General features: G+C 70.1%; 16 protein-coding genes. 4 read left to right on the top strand and 12 right to left on the bottom strand.

Going from position 1 to position 20,858, the window contains the following annotated elements:
• Nucleotides 1–74 precede the first annotated feature (74 nt).
• Nucleotides 75–1,133 carry an LLM class flavin-dependent oxidoreductase gene (locus tag ACFSZT_RS14070; protein ID WP_377392234.1) on the top strand — a complete coding sequence of 353 codons (1,059 nt, stop codon included), beginning with the start codon at nt 75–77 and terminating at the stop codon, nt 1,131–1,133.
• Here the strand turns inward: ACFSZT_RS14070 and ACFSZT_RS14065 are convergent.
• The 3 genes from ACFSZT_RS14065 to ACFSZT_RS14055 form a co-directional block, all read right to left on the bottom strand.
• Nucleotides 1,094–1,486, bottom strand: coding sequence for an SCO5389 family protein (locus ACFSZT_RS14065; RefSeq protein WP_377392237.1), 393 nt, complete (start codon nt 1,484–1,486; stop codon nt 1,094–1,096). The genes ACFSZT_RS14070 and ACFSZT_RS14065 overlap by 40 nt on opposite strands.
• A gap of 432 nt (nt 1,487–1,918) precedes the next feature.
• The gene (locus ACFSZT_RS14060; protein WP_377392240.1) at nt 1,919–2,056 is read right to left on the bottom strand and encodes a hypothetical protein; all 138 of its coding nucleotides are present in this window, start codon (nt 2,054–2,056) and stop codon (nt 1,919–1,921) included.
• Entirely contained in the window at nt 2,053–3,162 is a 1,110-nt protein-coding gene (locus ACFSZT_RS14055; RefSeq protein ID WP_377392243.1) for a metallopeptidase, read from the bottom strand. Before ACFSZT_RS14055 ends, ACFSZT_RS14060 begins: the two co-directional genes overlap by 4 nt.
• A gap of 445 nt (nt 3,163–3,607) precedes the next feature.
• Between ACFSZT_RS14055 and ACFSZT_RS14050 the strand changes: the two genes are divergently transcribed.
• Entirely contained in the window at nt 3,608–4,051 is a 444-nt protein-coding gene (locus ACFSZT_RS14050) for a hypothetical protein (RefSeq protein ID WP_377392246.1), read from the top strand.
• 22 nt (nt 4,052–4,073) lie between these two features.
• On the top strand, nt 4,074–4,712 hold the full coding sequence (gene phoU / locus ACFSZT_RS14045) for a phosphate signaling complex protein PhoU (protein WP_377392248.1): 639 nt from the start codon (nt 4,074–4,076) through the stop codon (nt 4,710–4,712).
• Between the two features lie 4 nt (nt 4,713–4,716).
• Here phoU and ACFSZT_RS14040 read toward each other — a convergent pair whose 3' ends face one another.
• The 9 genes from ACFSZT_RS14040 to ACFSZT_RS14000 all read right to left on the bottom strand — a co-directional run bounded on the left by ACFSZT_RS14040 (nt 4,717) and on the right by ACFSZT_RS14000 (nt 18,963).
• Entirely contained in the window at nt 4,717–5,202 is a 486-nt protein-coding gene (locus ACFSZT_RS14040; protein WP_377392251.1) for an anthrone oxygenase family protein, read from the bottom strand.
• Between the two features lie 107 nt (nt 5,203–5,309).
• Nucleotides 5,310–6,224 carry a methylenetetrahydrofolate reductase gene (locus ACFSZT_RS14035; RefSeq protein ID WP_377392254.1) on the bottom strand — a complete coding sequence of 305 codons (915 nt, stop codon included), beginning with the start codon at nt 6,222–6,224 and terminating at the stop codon, nt 5,310–5,312.
• A gap of 91 nt (nt 6,225–6,315) precedes the next feature.
• On the bottom strand, nt 6,316–7,773 hold the full coding sequence (gene ahcY, locus ACFSZT_RS14030; protein WP_377392257.1) for an adenosylhomocysteinase: 1,458 nt from the start codon (nt 7,771–7,773) through the stop codon (nt 6,316–6,318).
• Between the two features lie 32 nt (nt 7,774–7,805).
• On the bottom strand, nt 7,806–11,363 hold the full coding sequence (gene metH / locus ACFSZT_RS14025; RefSeq protein ID WP_377392260.1) for a methionine synthase: 3,558 nt from the start codon (nt 11,361–11,363) through the stop codon (nt 7,806–7,808).
• 4 nt (nt 11,364–11,367) lie between these two features.
• Nucleotides 11,368–12,345 carry a carbohydrate kinase family protein gene (locus ACFSZT_RS14020; RefSeq protein WP_377392263.1) on the bottom strand — a complete coding sequence of 326 codons (978 nt, stop codon included), beginning with the start codon at nt 12,343–12,345 and terminating at the stop codon, nt 11,368–11,370.
• A gap of 64 nt (nt 12,346–12,409) precedes the next feature.
• Nucleotides 12,410–13,609 (bottom strand): methionine adenosyltransferase, encoded by a 1,200-nt coding sequence (gene metK / locus ACFSZT_RS14015; protein ID WP_377392266.1) that lies wholly within the window; start codon nt 13,607–13,609, stop codon nt 12,410–12,412.
• A gap of 39 nt (nt 13,610–13,648) precedes the next feature.
• Nucleotides 13,649–15,352, bottom strand: coding sequence for a glycine/sarcosine N-methyltransferase (locus tag ACFSZT_RS14010; RefSeq protein ID WP_377392269.1), 1,704 nt, complete (start codon nt 15,350–15,352; stop codon nt 13,649–13,651).
• Nucleotides 15,353–16,072: 720 nt separating this feature from the next.
• Nucleotides 16,073–17,350, bottom strand: coding sequence for an alkaline phosphatase family protein (locus ACFSZT_RS14005; RefSeq protein WP_377392272.1), 1,278 nt, complete (start codon nt 17,348–17,350; stop codon nt 16,073–16,075).
• Entirely contained in the window at nt 17,347–18,963 is a 1,617-nt protein-coding gene (locus ACFSZT_RS14000) for an alkaline phosphatase D family protein (protein WP_377392275.1), read from the bottom strand. Before ACFSZT_RS14000 ends, ACFSZT_RS14005 begins: the two co-directional genes overlap by 4 nt.
• A 188-nt stretch (nt 18,964–19,151) precedes the next feature.
• On the opposite strand from ACFSZT_RS14000, the gene ACFSZT_RS13995 reads away from it, so the two are divergent.
• On the top strand, nt 19,152–20,846 hold the full coding sequence (locus ACFSZT_RS13995) for an EAL domain-containing protein (RefSeq protein WP_377392278.1): 1,695 nt from the start codon (nt 19,152–19,154) through the stop codon (nt 20,844–20,846).
• The last annotated feature ends 12 nt before the right edge of the window (nt 20,847–20,858 follow it).

Here is a 20,858-nt window from a genome sequence, read left to right as displayed (position 1 = left end):
CCTCCCGCAGCCGAACACCGCCGGCTCGCGGTCGGTCCACTTCGGACGGCGGTGGTCCAGTAGGGTCTGCCCGCGTGAGGTTCGGGATCTTCGTGCTCGGGGGCATCTTCGGTGGCCAGGACCACGGTGACGCGCTGCGCCGGGCGGCTGAGGCGGTGGTCGCCGCGGAGGCGGCGGGCTTCGACGAGGCCTGGATCGCGGAGCATCATTTCCTGTCCTACGGGGTGTGCCCGTCGGCGGTGACGTTCGCCGCGCACGCACTGGGGGCGACCAGCCGGATCACGCTGGGCACGGCGGTGAGTGTGCTCTCGACCACGCACCCGGTCGCGCTCGCGGAGCAGACCGCGATGCTGGACCAGCTCTCCGGCGGCCGGTTCGTCCTCGGGGTCGGACGCGGTGGACCTTGGGTGGATCTTGAGGTCTTCGGCACGGGGCTCGACCGGTACGAGAACGGCTTCCCGGAGAGTCTCGACCTGCTGTTGCGGAGCCTGACGGAGGACACCGTCAGCGCGGAGGGCCCGCGGTTCGTTTTCCGGGAGGTGCCGATGGTGCCCCGGCCACACACCCGCCCACGGCCGCCGGTGGCGGTGGCGTGCACGTCGCGCGCGACGGTGGAGCTGGCCGCGGTCCGCGGGCTGCCGATGCTGCTCGGAATGCACATCGGTGACCAGGAGAAGGCCGAGCTGGTGGCCTGGTACGAGAAGGCGGCTGTCGAGGCGGGGCGGGATCCGGCGGCGGTGCGGCACATGTCGACGGTGCTGGCGTACGTGGCCGCCGACCGGGAGTCGGCGACCCGGGAGCTCCGGGCCTCGATGCCCGGCTGGCTGGCCGACGGCCTGGCGGGTTACGTCCCGGTCGACGGGCGTCCGCGGCCGTCCCGTGACCCGGTGGCCTACACGGAGCTGCTGTGCTCGCTGCATCCGGTCGGCAGCCCGGCGGAATGTGCCGACCAACTACGGGCGAGCGCCGAACGCACGGGAATCGAGCACGTGCTGATGATGGTCGAGGGAGGCGGCTCCCGCGAGCGCACGCTGGCGACGATCGAGCGGCTGGGCGCCGAGGTGCTGCCTGCGCTGCGCGGGAGCCGGCCCGATCAGCAGTCGCGCAGCTCGGGGCTCTGGTTGAGCAGCTGACCGCGGACGGAGATGAAGTCCCGGTACTCGTCGCTGTCCACGGCGGCGGTGCGGAACGCGGCGACCCGGTGGCAGTTCTGGAAGGCGAGCTTCACGCCGAAGTGCCGTTCGAGCCCCCCGCGGATGGCGTCGGAGGCCAGCGCGCGCAGGAGCTGACCGCGCTCGGCCTCGCTGGGCGGCGGCGTGGTGTTGTCCGCGAACGGCTCCTTGCCCGTCTCCAGGTCCGCGACGACGCCGGTGATGACCTGCCACGCGTACGGCAGGGAGTCACGCACGCACGCGACGAACTCGGCGTCGTCGACCTCGCCGCGCTCGGCACGGTCCAGCAGCTCGGTGGGCACATTCAGCGACATGTGTCGGCCTCCAGCCTTTCGGCGGTCGGGTTGAAACAGCACCCTCAGTGCTACTGGTAATGATCTTCATGTGCAAGGAAACGGACGCGTTGCCACCGAGACGGACGACCGGCACGGGTCCGTGTGCTCGGCGGGGTGTCCGGATTGGGGTACGGCCGAGGTCGGTGTCGGGTTCGGTTCGGTGGGCATGTGGCATGCCATGCGCGTCGGCGGCCCGGGCGGCGGACACGGCGGCCCGGGCGGCGGACACGGCGACCCAGCCGGCGGACACGGCACCGGCGCCCAGGCAGGGCGGGCCGCCGCAGGGCGGCGAACGCCGCGTGCCGTGGGCTCGGCGGATGAGCGCACGGCACACGGCGTCGGTGTGGGTCCGCTACCCGGCGAAGGCGTCGGGCCGGCTACCAGGCGAAGGCGCCCGGCCAGCTACCGGCGTCAGCTGCCGGCGACGGGCTCCGGCACGGCCTGCGCCGCCGGGGCCGCGGCGACGGGCTCGAGCACCTTCGTCCGGGCCAGGCGCTTCGGCTTCCCGTCGGTGTCCACGGCCGGTTCGGGTGCGACGGCGATGGTCACTGTCGCGATCGGCTTCGCCGGACGCCAGGCGCCGCCACGACGGGCCTCACCGGCGAATCCACCGACGGCTTCCGGTCCCTGTCCTCGCGCCGGGTCGACACCGGCCCGGACACCTCGGCCTCCTCGCTCGCGGCCTCCGACGCACTGCCGGCCGACACGGCCTCGCCGGACAAGGCCTCGTCACTCGACCCCGCACCCACGGACGGAACCTCCGCAGGCTCCACCTCGTCGGTGCGCTGCTCCGGTACCTCCACGACCCCGGCCCGAGCCGACCGCACCCCCGCGGGAGGTACGCCCGGACGAACCTCCCGCGCGGAGTCCGCCCGCACGTCGTCGGCAACCGGCTCGTCCTCGCCCGAGCCGGGCCGGGCGTGCGCCAGGGCCGGTTCCGCGGTCTCCTCCGGCAGAGGCGCGGTCAGCGGCATGGCGGCGGCGAGCACGTCGCGCGCCTCGCGCAGTCGGCCGGTCAGCTGCCGCTGCACCTCCTCCAGTTCGCGCACGCGTTCGGTCGCTTGCGCGATCATGTCCGCCGCCCGGGATTCCGCCTCGGCCACCAGTGTCGCGGCACGTTCCTTCGACTCGGCCTCCCGTTGCTCGATGGCCTTGGTCGCCTCCTCGCGGCGCGCCTTGAGCACGAGGGCGAGGTCGCGCTCGGCCTGCTGACGCCGGCGCGCCGACTCCTCGTCGAGGCGTCGCCTGCGCTCCTCGGCCTGCCGCTCCTTCTCCTCGAATTCGGCCCGGCTGGTGCGCATCAGCTCGGCGTGCTCGGCCTCCATCGCGGCCCGGCGCTGCTCGAGCTCGTGCAGCTTGCGCTCGTAGCGGCCACGAAGACGGCGCGCTTCCTCGTCGGCGGCGGTCCGGGTGCGCTCGGCCTTGGTCCGGGCGTTCTGCACGATCTCGTTCGCCTCGACGTGCGCCAGCTCCACCATGCGCAGCATGCGTTCCGAGAGGCCGTCGGCCTCGATGGGGCTGCGGCACGCGCGGTCGTAGCGGAGCTTGAGTTCCTCGTGGGCGGCACGCAGCGCGTCGAGTTCGACGGTGAGCTTGTCGGCCGTGCGCGCGGCGAAATCGCGGTCGGCGGCCAGCAGCTGCAGCTCGTCCTCCATGGCCCGAAGATGACGATCGACGGCCTTTCGGTCGTAACCGGCCCACACCATTTTGAACCACGGACGCACCGGCAGAACGCCATTGCGGTTCTCTCGGGCTTCCGGCCCCTCCATCTGCCACCTCCGCTGCTCGTGCCAAACCCGGATGGGTACAACGCGTCCCCAGGGGGACAAAGCCTGGACGAACGCGTTCGCCCGGCGTAGTAAGGAAAGCGTGAAGCTCACGACGCTTCGGCGAAGCGTCCGCTGAGGAGGGTCGGCGCTCGCGCCGGCGTCGTGTTCGAGATCAAGACTACAGGAACTCTCCGGCCGCCTGTCGTCGGGAAAACCCCGGCAGCACAGTCATTTTCGAAATTGGAACGGCGCGTGGACAAGGAGGCGACGCCGTCCGCCGGGACGGGCGTGACGACGCCTCCCCGGCCCTTCCGAGCGGAAGGGAGCGATCGTGGATTCGCCCGGCCTGACCCACCAGGACTGCCTCTCGTTGCTCGGCGTCGCCGGGTGCTGCGTCACCGCCACGGTCGCCGTCGACGGCGGGAGTCCGGTGCCCGTGGCGGCGTTCGTCCAGCCGGGCGGGGACGTTCTCGTGCCCACCGGCATCGACCCCTCACTGCCGCGCGCGGCCGTGGGCAGGCCGGTGACGGTCGAGATCGACGGCGGTGAGGACGGCTGGCTCATCACCGGCGTCGGTCTGGCCCGGCCGCTCGGTCACCGCGACCGGCCGCGAGCGGACCATCCGCACGCGATGCTCTACGCCTTCGACAACGGGTTCCGGGTGCGCATCGCCCGGCTCACCGGCCAGCGGGTCGACGGCGCCCCGCCGATCCCCCGGCAACGCACCGGGGCCTCGCCCGGCGCCGTCCTGTCAGTGCCGCGGTCGGCACAGTGACGCGGAAACCGAGGAGGGTGTCATGCGGGAGGCCTACCAGGAGCAGCTGCGGAAGTTCGCGGGCAGGCTCGCCGAGCTCACCCGGCTCACCGACGAGGCCATGCAACAGGCCACGCGGGCGGTGACCACGGACGACCTCGCGCTCGCCGAGCTCGTCGTGCGGGAACGCAAGCCGATCAGCGACCTGCATCACGTGCTCGACGAACACGCGCTGTCGATCCTCGCCTGCCAGCAGCCGGTGGCCACCGACCTGCGAACGATCATCGCCGGGCTGCGGATGAGCGCGGATCTGGACCGGATGGGCGCGCTCGCCCATCACGTCGGCGAGATCGTCGTGCGCCGCCATCCGCGGCGCGCCGTTCCCGATGCGCTCCGTCCGACCATCCGCGCCATGGGCGGTGTCGCCCACCAGCTGGTGACCAAGGTCGGCGAGGCCATGGTCGCGCGCGACGCCGCGATGGCGCTCGAGATCGCGCAGGACGACGACGCGATGGACCGGTTGCTGCACGACCTGTACCGCGAGCTCACGAGCGGCACCCGCCAGCCGGACGTCGACACGATCATGGACCTGACCCTGATCGGCCGGTACTACGAACGCTACGCCGACCACGCCGTGTCGCTCGGCAAGCGGATCGCCTACCTCGCCCGCACCTCGGCCTGACGGCTCAGCCGGTCACGAGCGCCGCCGCGAAGCAGGCGCAGGCCGCCAGCGACGCGAGGGTGCGCACGTGGTTCCAGACCGTCCACTGCGGGACGTAGCGGGCCCACAACGCCGCGCCGTCCTCGCTGTCCGCATCCGAGCGCTGGAGGGCGTCGTTGCGCGGGATATGCACGGCCCGGGTGAGCACGAAGGAGCCCACGACGTAGAGCAGCCCACCGGCGAACAGCCACGGCGAGCCGGAGTCCGGCCACCGCAGTACCGCCAGCACCGCGAGCGCGGCTGAGAGCAGGGCGGTGCCCACGAACACCCCCAGGAAGGACGGCCTCAGCACCGCGGTGTTGATCGACTGCATGGCGGCGATGCCGGTCGCGGCGGGCAACCGCGCGAGCGCGCGCATCACGAAGGTCGAGAACGCGAAGAACACCCCGGCCACCAGCGCGGAGCCGAGCAGGGCGAGCAGGGTCAGGGCGAGGATCAGTTCGTCGTTCATGGCGACTGATCAACGACCGGCCCCGCCCACCGGTTCCGTGTCGCTCGGTGTTTCCTCCGTGTCCGGGGTGTGTCCGGCAAGTGTCCGCCTCCCCGGGGGGGTGCCGCCTACGCCCCCGCGAGCGCCAGCGGCGGTTCCTCCGAGCGCGACCGCAGACCCAGCCGGTCGACCAGCTCGCGCGTGGCCTTGGACCGGTTGAACGTGTAGAAGTGCAGCTCCGGCACCCCCTCGGCGAGCAGGCGCTGGCACAGCTCCGTGACGACGTCGAGGCCTTCGGCGCGGAACGCCTTCGGGTCGTCGGCGAGCGGTTCGAGCCGCTCGAGCAGCCACCGCGGCGGCGTAGCACCGGAGAGCTCGATGGTCTTGCGCAGGGTCCGTGGCGTGGTGAGCGGCATGATGCCGGGCAGCATGAACGCGTCACAGCCTGCGGCGGCCACGCGGTCGCGCAGCCGTAGGAAGTCCTCGGCCTCGAAGAACAGCTGGGCGATGGCGAAATCGGCGCCGGCCCGCAGCTTGCGGACGAGGTAATGCGTGTCGGTGTCGAGGTCGGCCGAGCGCGGGTGGCCGTACGGGAACGCCGACACGCCCACGCAGAAGTCGCCGAGCTCGCGGATCAACCGCACCAGTTCCTCGGCGTAGGTCAGGCCGTCGGGGTGCGGGATCCACTCCCCCATCGGGTCGCCGGGCGGGTCGCCGCGCAGGGCGAGGATATTGTGCACGCCGACCGCCGCGAAGTGGCCGATGACGTTGCGCAGCTCCGCCACCGAGTGATCCACCGCGGTCAGGTGCGCCATCGGCACGAGGGTCGTGTCGGTGGCGACCCGGGCGATATTGCTGATCGTGCCGTCCCGCGACTTGCCGCCCGCCCCGTAGGTGATGGACATGTAGGCGGGGTCGAGCGGCTCCAGCTCGCGGATGGACCGCCATAGGATCGCCTCGTCGGCCTCGTCCCTCGGCGGGAAGAACTCCACGGAGAACGTCGGGCCGTCCGCGTTCCGGATCCGGTCGGAAACCCTCCGCACGTCTACCTCCGGTTGCTTGTGGTGGTCCCCGGGGCGGCGGCCGCCCCGGGGACCATCGTGTGCCGGCTGAGCACTGCTGTCGCGGTGGCGATCAGTAGCGGTAGTGGTCGGGCTTGTACGGGCCCTCGACGTCGACGCCGATGTAGGCCGCCTGCTCCTTGGTCAGCTTGGTGAGCTTGACGCCCAGCGCGTCGAGGTGCAGCCGCGCCACCTTCTCGTCCAGGTGCTTCGGCAGCACGTACACCTGCTTGTCGTACTCCCCGGGCTTGGTGAACAGCTCGATCTGCGCCAGCACCTGGTTGGTGAAGCTGTTCGACATCACGAAGCTCGGGTGGCCGGTGGCGTTGCCGAGGTTCAGCAGCCGGCCCTCGGACAGCACGATGATCGAGTGGCCGTCGGGGTAGACGTACTCGTGCACCTGTGGCTTGATCTCGACCTTCTTGATGCCCGGCGTCTTCTCCAGGCCGGCCATGTCGATCTCGTTGTCGAAGTGGCCGATGTTGCCGACGATGGCCTGGTGCTTCATCCGGGCCATGTGCTCGGCGGTGATGATGTTGAAGTTGCCGGTGGTGGTCACGAAGATGTCGGCCGTCTCGACGACATCCTCGAGCACCGTCACCTGGTAGCCGTCCATCGCGGCCTGCAGCGCGCAGATCGGGTCGATCTCGGTGACGATCACGCGGGCGCCCTGCCCGCGCAGCGACTCGGCGCAGCCCTTGCCGACGTCACCGTAGCCGCAGACCACGGCGACCTTGCCGCCGATCAGCGTGTCGGTGGCGCGGTTGATGCCGTCGATGAGCGAGTGCCGGCAGCCGTACTTGTTGTCGAACTTCGACTTGGTCACCGAGTCGTTGACGTTGATCGCGGGGAACAGCAGCTCCCCCGTCTTGGCGAACTCGTACAGCCGGTGGACACCGGTGGTGGTCTCTTCGGTGACGCCCTTGATCCCCTCGGCGATCCTCGTGAACCGCTTGGAGTCCGCGGCCAGGCTCCTGCGCAGGGTCTGCAGGATGACCTTGTACTCGTGCGGGTCGTCCTCGGTCGCCTCGGGCACGGCACCCGCGGCCTCGAACTCGACGCCCTTGTGCACCAGCAGCGTGGCGTCGCCGCCGTCGTCGAGGATCATGTTCGGGCCCTTGTCCCCGAACTGGAACAGCTGGTCGGTGCACCACCAGTAGTCCTCGAGCGTCTCGCCCTTCCACGCGAACACCGACACGCCCTCGGGCTTCTCCGGCGTCCCGTTCGGGCCCACCACCACGGCGGCCGCGGCCTCGTCCTGGGTGGAGAAGATGTTGCACGAGACCCAGCGCACCTCGGCGCCGAGCTCCACGAGCGTCTCGATCAGCACCGCCGTCTGGACGGTCATGTGCAGCGAGCCGGCCACGCGCGCGCCCTTCAGCGGCTTCGACGCGGCGAACTCGCGGCGCGTCGCCATCAGGCCCGGCATCTCGTGTTCGGCGAGCCGGATCTGGTGCCGGCCGGCCTCGGCCAGCTTCAGGTCGGCGACGGCGAACTCGAGACCGTTCACCTTCTGCAACTTCGCGCTCATGGCTTCCTTTCCACGCTGGGTTTCCTCGGTGTTCACGTATTGAAGTACTTGGCCTCGGGGTGGTGGGCGACGATCGCGTCGGTGGACTGCTCGGGGTGCAGCTGGAACTCCTCCGACAGCCGCACACCGATGCGCTCGGCCTCGAGCAGGTCGACGATCTTCGTCCGGTCCTCCAGGTTCGGGCAGGCGCCGTAGCCGAGCGAGAACCGAGCGCCACGGTAGCCGAGCTTGAAGAACTCCCGCACGTCCTCGGGGTCCTCGGCCGCCACCGGCGTCCCCGAGGAGAACCGCAGTTCCTGCCGGATCCGCCGATGCCAGTACTCGGCGAGCGCCTCGGTGAGCTGCACGCCGAGCCCGTGGACCTCCAGGTAGTCCCGGTAGGCGTTCTTGGCGAACAGCTCGTTGGCGTAGTCCGCGATCGGCTGGCCCATGGTCACCAGCTGCAGCGGCAGCACGTCGACCTGGCCGGTCTCCTCCGCCTTCTCGCGGGTCCGGAAGAAGTCGGCGAGGCACAGTCGGCGGTCGCGCAGCTGCCGCGGGAAGCGGAACCGGGCCCGCTCCGGCGCGTCCGGGGCGTCCTTGTCGAGCACGACCAGGTCGTTGCCCTCGGAGTAGCACGGAAAGTAGCCGTAGACGAGCGCCGCGTGCTGCAGGATGCCCGCGGTGGCCAGCTCGTCCATCCAGGCCCGCAGCCGTGGCCGCCCCTCGGACTCGACCAGCTCCTCGTACGACGGCCCCTCGCCCTTCTTGGCACCCCGCAGACCCCACTGGCCGAAGAACGTGGCCCGCTCGTCGAGCAGCGACAGGTAGTCGGCGGTGGCGACGCCGCGCACCACCTTCGAGCCCCAGAACGGCGGCGTGGGCACGGGCGCGTCGGCGTCCACATCGGACCGTGTGGTGTCGTCGTGCGACGGCTCGGGGCCGTCACCCGCCCCGGCGGCCTTGCGCTTCTCGGCGATGCGCAGCGACCGCTCCCGGCGGGCCTTGCGCTCGGCCTTCTTCGCCTGCTCGGCCTCGTCCGCCTCGGGCGTCTCGCCCCGCTTGATCGCCATCAGGCGGTCCATCAGGTGCAGGCCCTCGAAGGCGTCCTTGGCGTAGCGGACGTCGCCTTCGTACACCTCGTCCAGGTCGTTCTCCACGAACGTCCTGGTCAGCGCGGCGCCGCCGAGCAGAACCGGATACTTGGCCGCCACGCCGCGCTCGTTCATCTCCCGCAGGTTGTCCTTCATGATGACCGTGGACTTCACCAGCAGGCCGGACATGCCGATCGCGTCGACCTGGTGCTCCTCCGCGGCCTCGAGGATCGCGTTGATCGGCTGCTTGATGCCGAGGTTGACGACGTCGTAGCCGTTGTTGGAGACGATGATGTCGACGAGGTTCTTGCCGATGTCGTGAACATCGCCCTTCACGGTGGCCAGCAGCAGCTTGCCCTTGCCGCCGGCGTCGTTCTTCTCCATGTGCGGCTCGAGGTGCGCCACCGCGGCCTTCATCACCTCGGCCGACTGGAGCACGAACGGCAGCTGCATCTGCCCGGAGCCGAACAGGTCGCCGACCACCTTCATGCCGGCGAGCAGGTTCTCGTTGATGATGTCCAGCGGCGGCTTCTGCTCCATGGCCGCGTCGAGGTCGGCCTCGAGCCCGGTGCGCTCGCCGTCGATGATGCGTCGCTCCAGCCGCTCGAACAGGGGAAGCTTCGCCAGCTCCTCCGCCCGCGACTCCCTGCTGGACGAGGCGGTCTTGCCCTCGAAGAGCGACATCAGCGTCTGCAGGGGGTCGTAGCCCTCGCGGCGCCGGTCGTAGACCAGGTCGAGCGCGACCTCGCGGGCCTGCTCGTCGATCTTGTTCATCGGCAGGATCTTCGAGGAGTTCACGATCGCGGAGTCGAGCCCCGCCTCCCGGCACTCGTTCAAAAAGACCGAGTTCAGCACCTGGCGGGCCGCCGGATTGAGCCCGAACGAGACGTTCGACAGCCCGAGCGTGGTCTGCACGTCCGGGTGCCGCTTCTTGAGCTCGCGGATGGCGTTGATGGTCTCGACGGCGTCCTTGCGGACCTCCTCCTGGCCGGTGGTGATGGGGAACACCAGGCAGTCGACGATGATGGACGAGGGCTCCAAGCCCCAGTTCTGCGTCAGGTCCGCGATCGCCCGCTCGGCCACGCGCAGCTTCCAGTCCGCCGTGCGGGCCTGGCCCTCCTCGTCGATGCAGGTGACGACCACCGCGGCGCCGTGCTCGACGGCCATCCGCAGCACTCGGTCGTACCGGCCGCCGGGCTCGGTGCCGTCCTCGTAGTTCACCGAGTTGATCGCGCACCGGCCACCGAGGTGTTCCAGCGCGACCTCGATGACGTCCGGCTCGGTGGAGTCCACCATGATCGGCAGCGTGGACGCCGTGGCCAGGCGCGAGGCCAGTTCCCGCATGTCCTCGGTGCCGTCGCGGCCCACGTAGTCCACGCACAGGTCCAGCATGTGCGCGCCCTCACGGGTCTGTGCCTTGGCGATCTCGACACAGTCGTCGTAGCGCTGCTCCAGCATGGCCTCCCGGAAGGCCTTGGAGCCGTTGGCGTTGGTCCGCTCGCCGACGTTGAGGATCGAGGCGTCCTGCCGGAACGGCACCGACTGGTACACCGACGACACCGAGGGCACGATCTCGGGCGTCCGCCGCACCGGCGTCAGCCCCGACACGGCCTCTGACACGGCGCGGATGTGCTCGGTGGTCGTGCCGCAGCAGCCGCCGACCAGACGGGTGCCGTAGCGGGTGACGAACTCGGCCAGCGACTGCGCCAGCTCGTCCGGCTGCAGCGGGTAGACCGCGCCGTTCGGGCCGAGCTCCGGCAGACCGGCATTGGGCATCACCGACAGCGGCACGCGGGCGTGGTCGGCGAGCACCCGCAGGTGCTCCCCCATCTCGGCGGGCCCGGTGGCGCAGTTCATGCCGATCAGGTCGATGCCGAGAGGTTCGAGCGCCGTCAGCGCCGCGCCGATCTCCGAGCCGACCAGCATGGTGCCGGTCGTCTCGACGGTGACCTGGGCGATGATCGGCACCCGCCGGCCGGCCTGCGCCATCGCGCGCTTCGCCGCGACGATCGCGGCCTTCGTCTGCAGCAGGTCCTGCGAGGTCTCCACGAGCACCGCGTCGACACCGCCGTCGAGCAGCCCGAGCACGCTCTCGACATAGGCGTCGCGGAGGTCGCGGTAGGGCGCGTGACCCAGCGTGGGCAGCTTCGTGCCCGGACCCACCGAGCCGAGCACGAACCGCGGCTTCTCGGGCGTGCTGAACTCGTCGGCGGCCTGCCGGGCGAGCGAGGCGCCCTTCTCGGCGAGCTCCCGGATCCGGTCGGCGATGCCGTACTCGCCCAGGTTGGCCAGGTTGGTGCCGAAGGTGTTGGTCTCGATCGCGTCCGAACCCGCCTCGAGGAAACCCCGGTACACCGAGCTCACGACATCGGGGCGGGTCTCGTTGAGGATCTCGTTGCAGCCCTCCAGCTGGGCGAAGTCGTCGAGCGTGAGGTCCCACGCCTGGAGGGCGGTCCCCATACCCCCGTCGGCGACCAGTACTCGCTGGTCGAGGGCGGCGAGAAAGGCGCTGTCCATCACATCACACTCGCAGTTTCGATTCGATCTCCGCGGCCGCGTCGCTGCCGTAGGCCTTGGCGACCCTCTTCGAGAAGTCGGCCCGGTCGACCGTGTATTCCTGGGTCCCGACCGTCTCGAGGACGATCGCGGCCAGCGTGCAGCCCGCCTGGGCCGCCCGCTCGACGCCGAGGCGAGCATGCACGCCCCACAGGAATCCGGCACGGAAGGCGTCGCCGACACCGGTCGGGTCGGCCTCCTCGGCGACCGGCACCGCCGGGATCTCGACCGTCTCGCGGTCGCGGCCCCGGATGCGCACACCGTCCGCGCCGTGGGTCATCACCCACAGGCCGACCCGGCCGAGCACCTCCTCGGCCGTCCAGCCCGTGGCCCGCAGCAGCAGTGAGGTCTCGTACTCGTTGGTGAACAAGTACGTCGCCCCGTCGACGAGGGTACGGATGTCCGATCCCTCCATGCGGGCCAGCTGCTGGGACGGGTCGGCCGCGAACGCGAATCCCCGCTGCCTGCACTCCTCGGTGTGCCGGACCATGGCCACCGGGTCGTTCGGCGCCACCACCACGAGGTCGAGCCCGCCGAGCCGGTCGGCCACCGCCTGCAGCTCGATGTTGCGGGCCTCCTCCATGGCACCGGCGTAGAACGAGGCGATCTGCGCCTGGCTCTGGTCCGTGGTGCACAGGAAACGTGACGTGTGCCGCGTCTGCGACACGTGCACCGACTTGGTGTCGACACCGTGCCGCTCCAGCCACGAGCGGTAGTCGTCGAAGTCGGTGCCGACCGCGCCGACCAGGATCGGCGTCATGCCCAGGCTGCCGAGACCGAAGCTGATGTTGGCCGCCACACCTCCCCGGCGGATGTCGAGCTGGTCCACCAGGAACGACAGGGACACCTTCTCCAGCTGGTCGGCGACGAACTGGTCGGCGAACCGGCCGGGGAAGACCATCAGGTGGTCGGTCGCGATCGATCCGGTCACGGCGATGCGCATGTACGGGCACACTCCTCGAGTCGTGCGGGCTGGCCAGGACGTTTCTTCCGCGGTCGGGCGGATGCTATGCCTTCGCGATCTCCTTCAGCGCCGGGGCGCGGTCCGTACGCTCCCACGGCAGGTCGACATCGGTGCGGCCGAAGTGACCGTAGGAGGCCGTCTTGGCGTAGATCGGGCGCAGCAGGTCCAGGTCGCGGATGATCGCCGCGGGTCGCAGGTCGAACACCTCGTCGATCGCCTTCTGGATCCGCTCCGGCGCCACCTTCTCGGTGCCGAAGGTCTCCACGAACAACCCCACCGGCGCCGCCTTGCCGATCGCGTACGCCACCTGGATCTCGGCGCGGTCGGCCAGGCCCGCGGCCACGATGTTCTTGGCGACCCAGCGCATCGCGTACGCCGCCGAGCGGTCCACCTTCGACGGGTCCTTGCCCGAGAACGCGCCGCCACCGTGCCGGGCCATGCCGCCGTAGGTGTCCACGATGATCTTGCGGCCGGTCAGCCCCGCGTCACCCATCGGGCCGCCGACGACGAACCGGCCGGTCGGGTTGATGAGGATCTTCGGCTCCTCGGCGTCGAGGCCGAGCTTGCCGATCTCCGGCCGCAGCACCTGCTCGGTGAGGTCGACCGCGAGCATCTTGTCCAGATCGATACCCTCGGCGTGCTGGCTGGAGATGACCACCGTGTCGAGCCGCACCGGCTGGTCGCCGGCGTACTCGATGGTCACCTGGGTCTTGCCGTCCGGGCGCAGGTACGGGATGGTGCCGTTCTTGCGCACCTCGGTGAGCCTGCGCGAGAGCCGGTGGGCCAGCGCGATCGGCAGCGGCATCAGCTCGGGCGTGTCCGAGCACGCGTAGCCGAACATCAGCCCCTGATCGCCCGCACCCTGCTTGTCGAGCTCGTCGAGCGCGTTCTCCAGCCGCGACTCGTACGCCGTGTCCACGCCCTGCGCGATGTCCGGCGACTGCGAGCCGATGGCCACGTTGACGCCGCAGGACGCGCCGTCGAAACCCTTGGCCGAGGAGTCGTAGCCGATCTCCAGCACCGTGTCGCGTACCAGGGACGGCACGTCGACGTAGGCCTCCGTCGTCACCTCGCCGGCGACGTGCACCTGGCCGGTGGTGATCAGCGACTCCACGGCGACGCGGCTGCGCGGGTCGGCGGCCAGCATCGCGTCGAGGATGGTGTCGCTGATCGCGTCGCACATCTTGTCCGGATGGCCTTCGGTCACGGACTCGCTCGTGAACAACCTACGATTTGCAGTCACAATGCTTCCTTTTGTCGACGGGAGCGGGCGTTTTCGAGGTCAGGCGCGGATGTGGAAGATGCCCCACGCGAGGTTGCCGGAATTGCCACCCTTGACCCAGTTCTTCAGGCCGAGCTTCATGTGGTCCCGGTATTCCTTGCTGACGGTGGCGGCCAGCTCGTCCTCCCGGCGTTCGAGTTCCTCGAGCACGCGGCCGTAGTGGGTGGCCAGCTGCGGTGTGTGGTCCTCGAACTCGATCGACGACATGCCGAGCCGGGCGAACTCGCGCTTGTAGAACCCGGGCCTGCCCATGGTGTCGAGGTGCAGCCGGTCCAGGATCGGTTTGAGCGCCGCCTTGTCGCACGTGTCGGACGCCATCGGGTCGGTGAAGACCATCTGGCCGGTCGGGCGGAGCACGCGCACGGCCTCCTCTACCACGCGCGCCCGGTCGCCACTGTGGAGGAAGGCGTCCTGCGACCAGACGACGTCGAACTCGTTGTCGTTGAAGGGCAGGTCCTCGAACGAGCCGTCCACGACGTCGATGAGGTCGCTCAGTCCCTCGGTGGCGTTGAACTGACGGTTGCGCTCGTTCTCCACCTCGCTGAGGTTGAGACAGGTGACGTGGCAGCCGTAGGTCTTGGCCAGGTAACGCGCCGCACCACCGTAGCCCGACCCGAGGTCGAGCACCTTCATGTCCTTGGTGATTCCCAGCTTGGCCGCCATCCGCTCCACAGTACGCCGGCTGGCGGGCGCGATCGCCTCGTCCGGCGTCTGGTACAGGCCGACGTGGATGTCCTGGCCGCCCCAGATCGTGTAGTAGAAGTTGTCGGCGTCCTCGGAGTTGTAGTACTCGCGTGCCGTGTTCACCGCTGCCGAGTAGTGTGCCGCGTCCGCCCGCTCCTCGACGTACTCCTTGGACGCGACGTGGATGAAGAAGTCGGGGTCGTCGGCGGTGTAGGTCTCCTGGAAGTCGCCGTAGGTGTCCACCTGCTGGAAGCCGACCTCGCGCAGCAGCCGCCGCACGTAGTCCTTGCGCAGCGGGAACATGTTGAGGTGGTACTGCGACTTGTCCGCGAACTGGTACCGGAACCGGGCGAGTCCCTCGTCCACGTACTCCGGCTCGGCGGTGACTTCCTCACCGCAGTAGTAGTACGTGTGCTTGCTGCTGTACCCGTTGTCCAAAATGGAGTCGTAGTTACGCTGATCCAGGATCAGGATGCCGTCGTGCTTGAGCACGGCGTAGAACTCGGCGAGCGCCTTGCGCCGGTCGCGCTCGGAGAAGAGGTGGGTGAAGGAGTTGCCCAGGCACACCACGGCATCGAACTTGCCGTGCACGTCCTTGTTGAGCCAGCGCCAGTCCGCGTGCACGACCCGCAGAACGTGGCCGCCGTACTCGAGCCCGTTCTCGAATGCCTTGGCGAGCATCTCGGCGCTGCCGTCGGCACTGGTGGTGTCGAAGCCCGCCTCGACGAGCCGGACGGAGTGGAAGCCTGTCCCGGTGGCGACGTCGAGCACCGACTGGCAGCCGTGCTTGCGGAGCAGGTCGACGAAGAAGCTGCCCTCGCTCTCGTAGCGCCTGCGCCAGTCGATGAGCTCGTCCCACTTCTCGACGAAGCCCTTGACGTACTCGTTCGTGTAGTGGTCGCTCTCCCGCACCGTCAGCGGATCGGAACCGAACGCCTGCTCCGGGTGCGCCTCGGCGCGGCTTCTCTCTGCGATTCCGGCCAGGTGCGCTTCAGTGGTGCCAGCCGTTGATTCCTGCATTGCGTTCCCTCCACGTTTGGCCGGATCGAGACGTTGGTAGTCGGGGACCGTGTCCACCGTCCGCTCTTTACCTCCTCAGCACGCGATGCGGTGCGGAGAACTGCCACAAAGCGCCGGAAAAAGGGCATGGGAATGTTTCGGGCCCACGAATCGCCGCCGTTCGCGTGTCAATTCGGCCCGCTGCGCGCCATGTGCGCAACCAGGTACGCGTCCGGGCGGACGCCATCCCTCACCCCGACTCGGCGAATTTGCACCCCATCAGCGCCGATCCGGGGCAAACCGCCTGAACTCAATCTATTGATATGCACCACGCTGGATCAATGGGTCGAATGCGTGACACCAATTTTCACCCCGTGTACAACGCCGGGACGCAATTTCCGGCCGCAGGAGACCGTCGCGGACGGCTTCCAGTACGCGCATACGGCGAGGTGGGAGCGGTGTTCGCACTACCGACCCCCGAGCTCGGCCGGTGCTCGCCAAGCGCTTTGTGGGCGAAGCAACAAATTTGCCCGTTCGGAGTAGCCTTCGCTACCCAGGGTCGTCGAATAGCCGCGTTCACCGGGTGTCCTAGTCCACGAGCCTGACAAGTGCTACGGCGGCCGAGTTCGAAGCGTATTCGGCAACGCGTTGCGCATAGATCAACAAGCCGAGGGTCGGCCACGGTGCGCCGGGCGGCGACGATCCCGGGACCGCCGCCGCCCGGCCTCGGTATGTCCCGGCTCAGCCACCCACGTGGGCGAGAGCGGAGAACGCCTCGGTCCGTGCCGTGCCGTCGTAGCCGCCGGCCACGGCAGGCAACCCGAACAACGCCCCGACCGTCGGCGCCACGTCGACGGTGGTCGCCGGCGCCGACGAGGTCACGCCCTTCCGCACGACGGGATGCCCACCGGAAATGAAGAACGGAATCGGCTCGGTGGCCGGGTGCCCGTGGTTGCCGGGGATCGGATTGGACCAGACCTGTGGATCGGAGAACCGCCAGCCCGCGCGGCAGTAGACGACCAGGTCGCCCGCCTCGGGCCCGAGCCGCAGCTCCGCCGGATCGTGCACCGACAACACCCCGTCGGTGGCCAGCGCGATTTCCCGCATCCGCGCCACGGCCGCCGCGCGCTCGGACTCCTCGCCGGTGAACGCCAGCAGGTCCGCACCACCGTTCTGGGCGATCACGACCTTGTCCCGCAGCGCCGGCTCCCGGTCGAGCGGTGCCCGCAGCGAGATCAGCTTGTGCGCATACGACCAGTCCATCGAGTGGTCCGCGAGCACCACCAGCACGCTCGACTCCCACCGGCCGGTGGACTGGAGGTGGTCGACGAACCGGCCGACCTGTGCGTCGGTGGACCACAGCGCAGCCGAACGCGCGGCCCGCAAGGTGGTCCCGGTCAGGTCGGCGTGGCCGACGCGGTCGACGTCGCCGAGGTTGGCGAACACCAGGTCGGGGTCCGACTCGTCGACCATCGCGAGCAGCGCGTGCATCGTCGCCACATCGGGGGCGTGCTCGGTGATCGGGATTACCGGGAACGGCTCCCACCGCAGGCTCGCACGCTCGCCGAAGATGCCGTAGAGGTACTCCTTGCTCAGCACGCTGCCCGTCAGCCGCCCGGTCGCGGCGAGCCGGTCGAGCAGAGTGGCCGTACGCAGATCGCCCGGCCGGTCCAGCGTGCGGACCGCTCCCTCCGCCCGGTCGTACACCGAGTTGGCGGGCACTCCGGACCGGTCGGGTCGCACACCGGTCATCATCATCACGTGGTTGGGGATGGTCTCCATCACCGGAAGCGAGCGTGCCGCCGGGAAGTTCGTCCCCGCATCCCGCAGCGCGGCGAGCCGGGGTGTGAGGCCGGGCCGGATCTCGTCGGGACGCAGACCGTCCACCACGAGCACGTAGACACGTGGCCCCCGGGGGCCGGAGGATGCGAACGCCGTGCCCGTGGCGGCCGACAGCACCACCGCCGCTCCGGTGCCGGTGGCGACGCGCAGGAAGCGACGCCGGGACAGGTCGGTCATTGCAAGCCCTCCTGTGTGCGAGCGATCCGCTGGGTGCCTGCGCGCACAAGGGCGGACGCCGTGACCGTGGCCGCGCTGGCGGGGTCGGTGCGGTCGGCCAGGCGGAACCAGTCCATGCGGACGGCCGCCGGCGTCACCTCGAGCACGGAGAAGCCGTGCGAGTCGAAGTCCAGGTACTTGATGTGCGGGTTGGCGAGCCTGATCGCCGACTCGACGGCGAGCGACGCGGTACGCGGGGCCACGCCGAGGATCTCGTCGAGGTTGTCGCTCGTCACCGACGTGCAGACCAGTTCGGTGCCCACCGACTGCCGGTTGAGCGGGTAGGTGAGCGGATCGGCGGGGAGCTCGGCCGCCCAGCCCGAGTGGATGTCGCCGGTGAGGAACACGGTGTCGCGCACCCCGTGGTCGCGCAGCGCCTGGAACACCTCGGCGCGGTCGGCCGTGTAGCCGTCCCACTGGTCGCCGTTGTACGGCACGCCCTCGATGGGGCCGAGGAGCTCGGTCAGCGCGGCGATCTCCCGGGTGGACAGGGTGGACGGGAACTGGACGGGCGCGATCATCACCGGGTTGCCGACGAACTTCCACTGCGCGTTCGCCGTCACCAGACCGGACGTCAGCCACCGCAGCTGCTCCTCGCCGGTGATGGTGCGCTCCGGGTCGTGGATGCCGCGGTCGAACGGATGCGCCGCCTGCTCGCTGCGGTAGGTGCGCAGGTCGAGCATCGACAGCTCGGCCAGCGCGCCGAACGTCAGCCGCCGGTAGAGCTGCCCGCCCGGCTCGTAGCGCACCGGCATCCACTCGCTATAGGCCTGCTGGGACGCGGCGCGGCGGTCGGTCCAGAGGCCCTCGTCCGGTTCGGTGTGGTTCTCCGCGCCGCCGGACCAGGCGTCGTTGGCGGACTCGTGGTCGTCCCACGTGACGGCGAAGGGCGACCGGGCGTGCAGCGCCTGCAGGTCGGGGTCCGACTTGTACTGGGCGTGCCTGCGGCGATAGTGCTCGAGCGTGGTGATCTCCACGGGCGGGTCGTGCGGGCGCACGGCGTCGGCCTGCGCTTCGTACTCGTAGAGGTAGTCGCCGAGATGGACCACGAGGTCGAGGTCGTCGCGCGCGGCGAGGTGCCGGTAGGCCGCGAAGTGGCCCGCCTGCAGGTTGGCGCACGACACGACGCCGAACCGCAGCCGCTGCACCGGGCTGCCGGGCGCGGGCGCGGTGCGGGTCCGGCCGACCGGGGAGGTCGCGCCCTGCCAGTGGAACCGGAAGAAGTACCACGAGTCCGGCGCGAGTCCGGTGACGTCGACCTTCACGGTGTGGTCACGGTCGGGTCCGGTCACCGTGTCACCGCGCGCGACGAGAGCCGTGAAGCCCTCGTCGCGGGCCACCTCCCAGCGCACCCGCACCTGGGGGCCCCGGCCCGATCCGGGAACGGCGTCGGCGGTGGGTGTGACCCGGGTCCAGAGCAGTACGCTGTCCGGCAGCGGGTCGCCCGAGGCGACCCCGTGGGCGAACGGCGCCACGGTGCGGGCCTCGGCCGTCCCGCCGGCGAGAGCCGCTCCAGTGACCACCGCCAGCGAACTTCCCGCGCGGAGCACCTGTCTTCTGTTGATGTTGTTCACGCGGGGACACCATTCCGGACACCCGATCGGGTGTCACGGCGGGACACGGCATTGTTCAACTGGATTTCAGCTGGATGGCCTGGAGCCGACGGCCAGGAATCACCTGCGTGGTTGATCGCCCTGTTATTCGTGTGTGAAGATCGGGCCAGCTTCACTGAGTCGGTCCGAATGCGGTTGAGTATTCGGACATGGGAGTCGGTGTGAACCAGGTACATTTCGCGTTTCAGCCGCTGTACAGCCTGCACACCGGAGGCGTCGTGGCGGTCGAGGCCCTCGCCCGCCCCACCTCAGGCAGGGTCAGCGACATGCTGGGATACGCGTTGCGCCGGGGCAGGCTCGTCGAGGTCGACGTCGGCCTCGCCGCGCGGGCCGTGCGCGACGACGCCCCCCACGCCACTCTCCTCCCCCTGCACCTCAACGTGACCGCGCTCACGGCCGCCTCGCCGCCGTCCGCACTGCAACCGCTGCTCGACGCGCTCACCGAGACGGGCCGTAGACCGCGCGAGATCGTGCTCGAGGTCGGCCCGCCGTTCCACGGCATCTCCCCCTCCGTGCTCCTGTCGGGCCTCGGCCGGCTGGCCGACCAGGGTTTCCGCATCGCCTTCGACGGCCTGGGCGCCGGCGACCTCCCGCTCAACCTGCTGGCCGAGTCCCGCCCCGACATGGTGAAGATGGACCGGACCTCGCTGCGGCGGCTGCCCGACGACAAGCCGACGGTCGCCCTCGTCGAGGCGCTCGTGCACTTCGCCGCCCGCACCGACATCCGGCTCGTCGCCACCGGCATCGAGACCGAGGCGCAGCTGAACACCGCACGGGGCCTCGGGATCCGGCTGGTACAGGGAAACCTGTTCGCGCCCGCCCGCCCGGGCATGGTGGCGACCGGCACGATCACGCCCGCGCTGCCCGAATCGCAGCTCGGCGCGCCCGGCTACGCCCCGACCGGCACGCTCACCATCAAGGACTTCCTGCGCCCGGCCACGACCCTGCCCGCGGACGCCACGTGCGAGGAGGTCCGGACCGTCCTCGTCGACCAGGACGCGCCGACCGGCATCGTCGGCGTCGACGCCGAGGGCCGCCCGCAGTGGTCCATCGACCGGACGCGGTTCCTGCTGGCCGTGACCGGCCCGTTCGGGCACGCCCTGCACGCCCACCGCGCCGCCGAGCGCCTCGCCGACCCGCCGCACGTCATCCGGAACTCCGCGACCGCGCTCGAACTGCTCGACCTGGTGACCGACGCCGCGTCGGACCGCGCGTCCGACGACGTGGTGGTGATCGACGAATCCGGGCGCTGCCAGGGCGTGGTCCTCGTGCACGAGGTGGTGCGCGGGATGGCCGAGGCGAAGGTGGAGCAGGCGGCCGCCCTCAACCCGCTCACCCGGCTGCCCGGCAGCGACGCCGTGGCCCGCGACGTCGACCGCAGGATCGCCGCGAACGAGCCGCTCGTGGTCGGCTGGCTCGACGTCGACTCGTTCAAGAAGATCAACGACACGGTGGGCTTCGCGGCGGGTGACGATCTGATCCGCGCACTCGGCCGCACCCTCACCGACCTCGCGACGCATCTCGGTGGCATGACGGTCAGCCACGTCGGGGGCGACGACTTCCTCGTCGCGTGCGACCTCGACAAGATCACCTCCCTCGCCGACGCGCTGCTCGACACGGAATGGTCCGCCGAGGGCATGCCGGTGACCGTGTCGCTCGCGACCCTGGTGTGTGCCGGGTCCTCGATCGGTTCCTACCGCGAGATCTCCCGCCAGCTCGCACCGTTGAAGAAGCACGCCAAGGATGTCGCCGGATCCAGCTGGGTCAACAGCTGGCCGGGCAGCGAACGCATCGAGGTGCTGCGCGGCCAGGCACACGAGCGAGTGCCGAGTCCCGCGATGTGAGCCGGAAACGGC

Origin of the sequence: Prauserella oleivorans (assembly GCF_042685745.1) — a bacterium.
Taxonomy (GTDB): Bacteria; Actinomycetota; Actinomycetes; order Mycobacteriales; family Pseudonocardiaceae; genus Prauserella_A; species Prauserella_A oleivorans.
The sequence above is the reverse complement of the archived record's forward strand: the minus strand, read 5'-3'. Positions and strand labels throughout refer to the sequence as shown.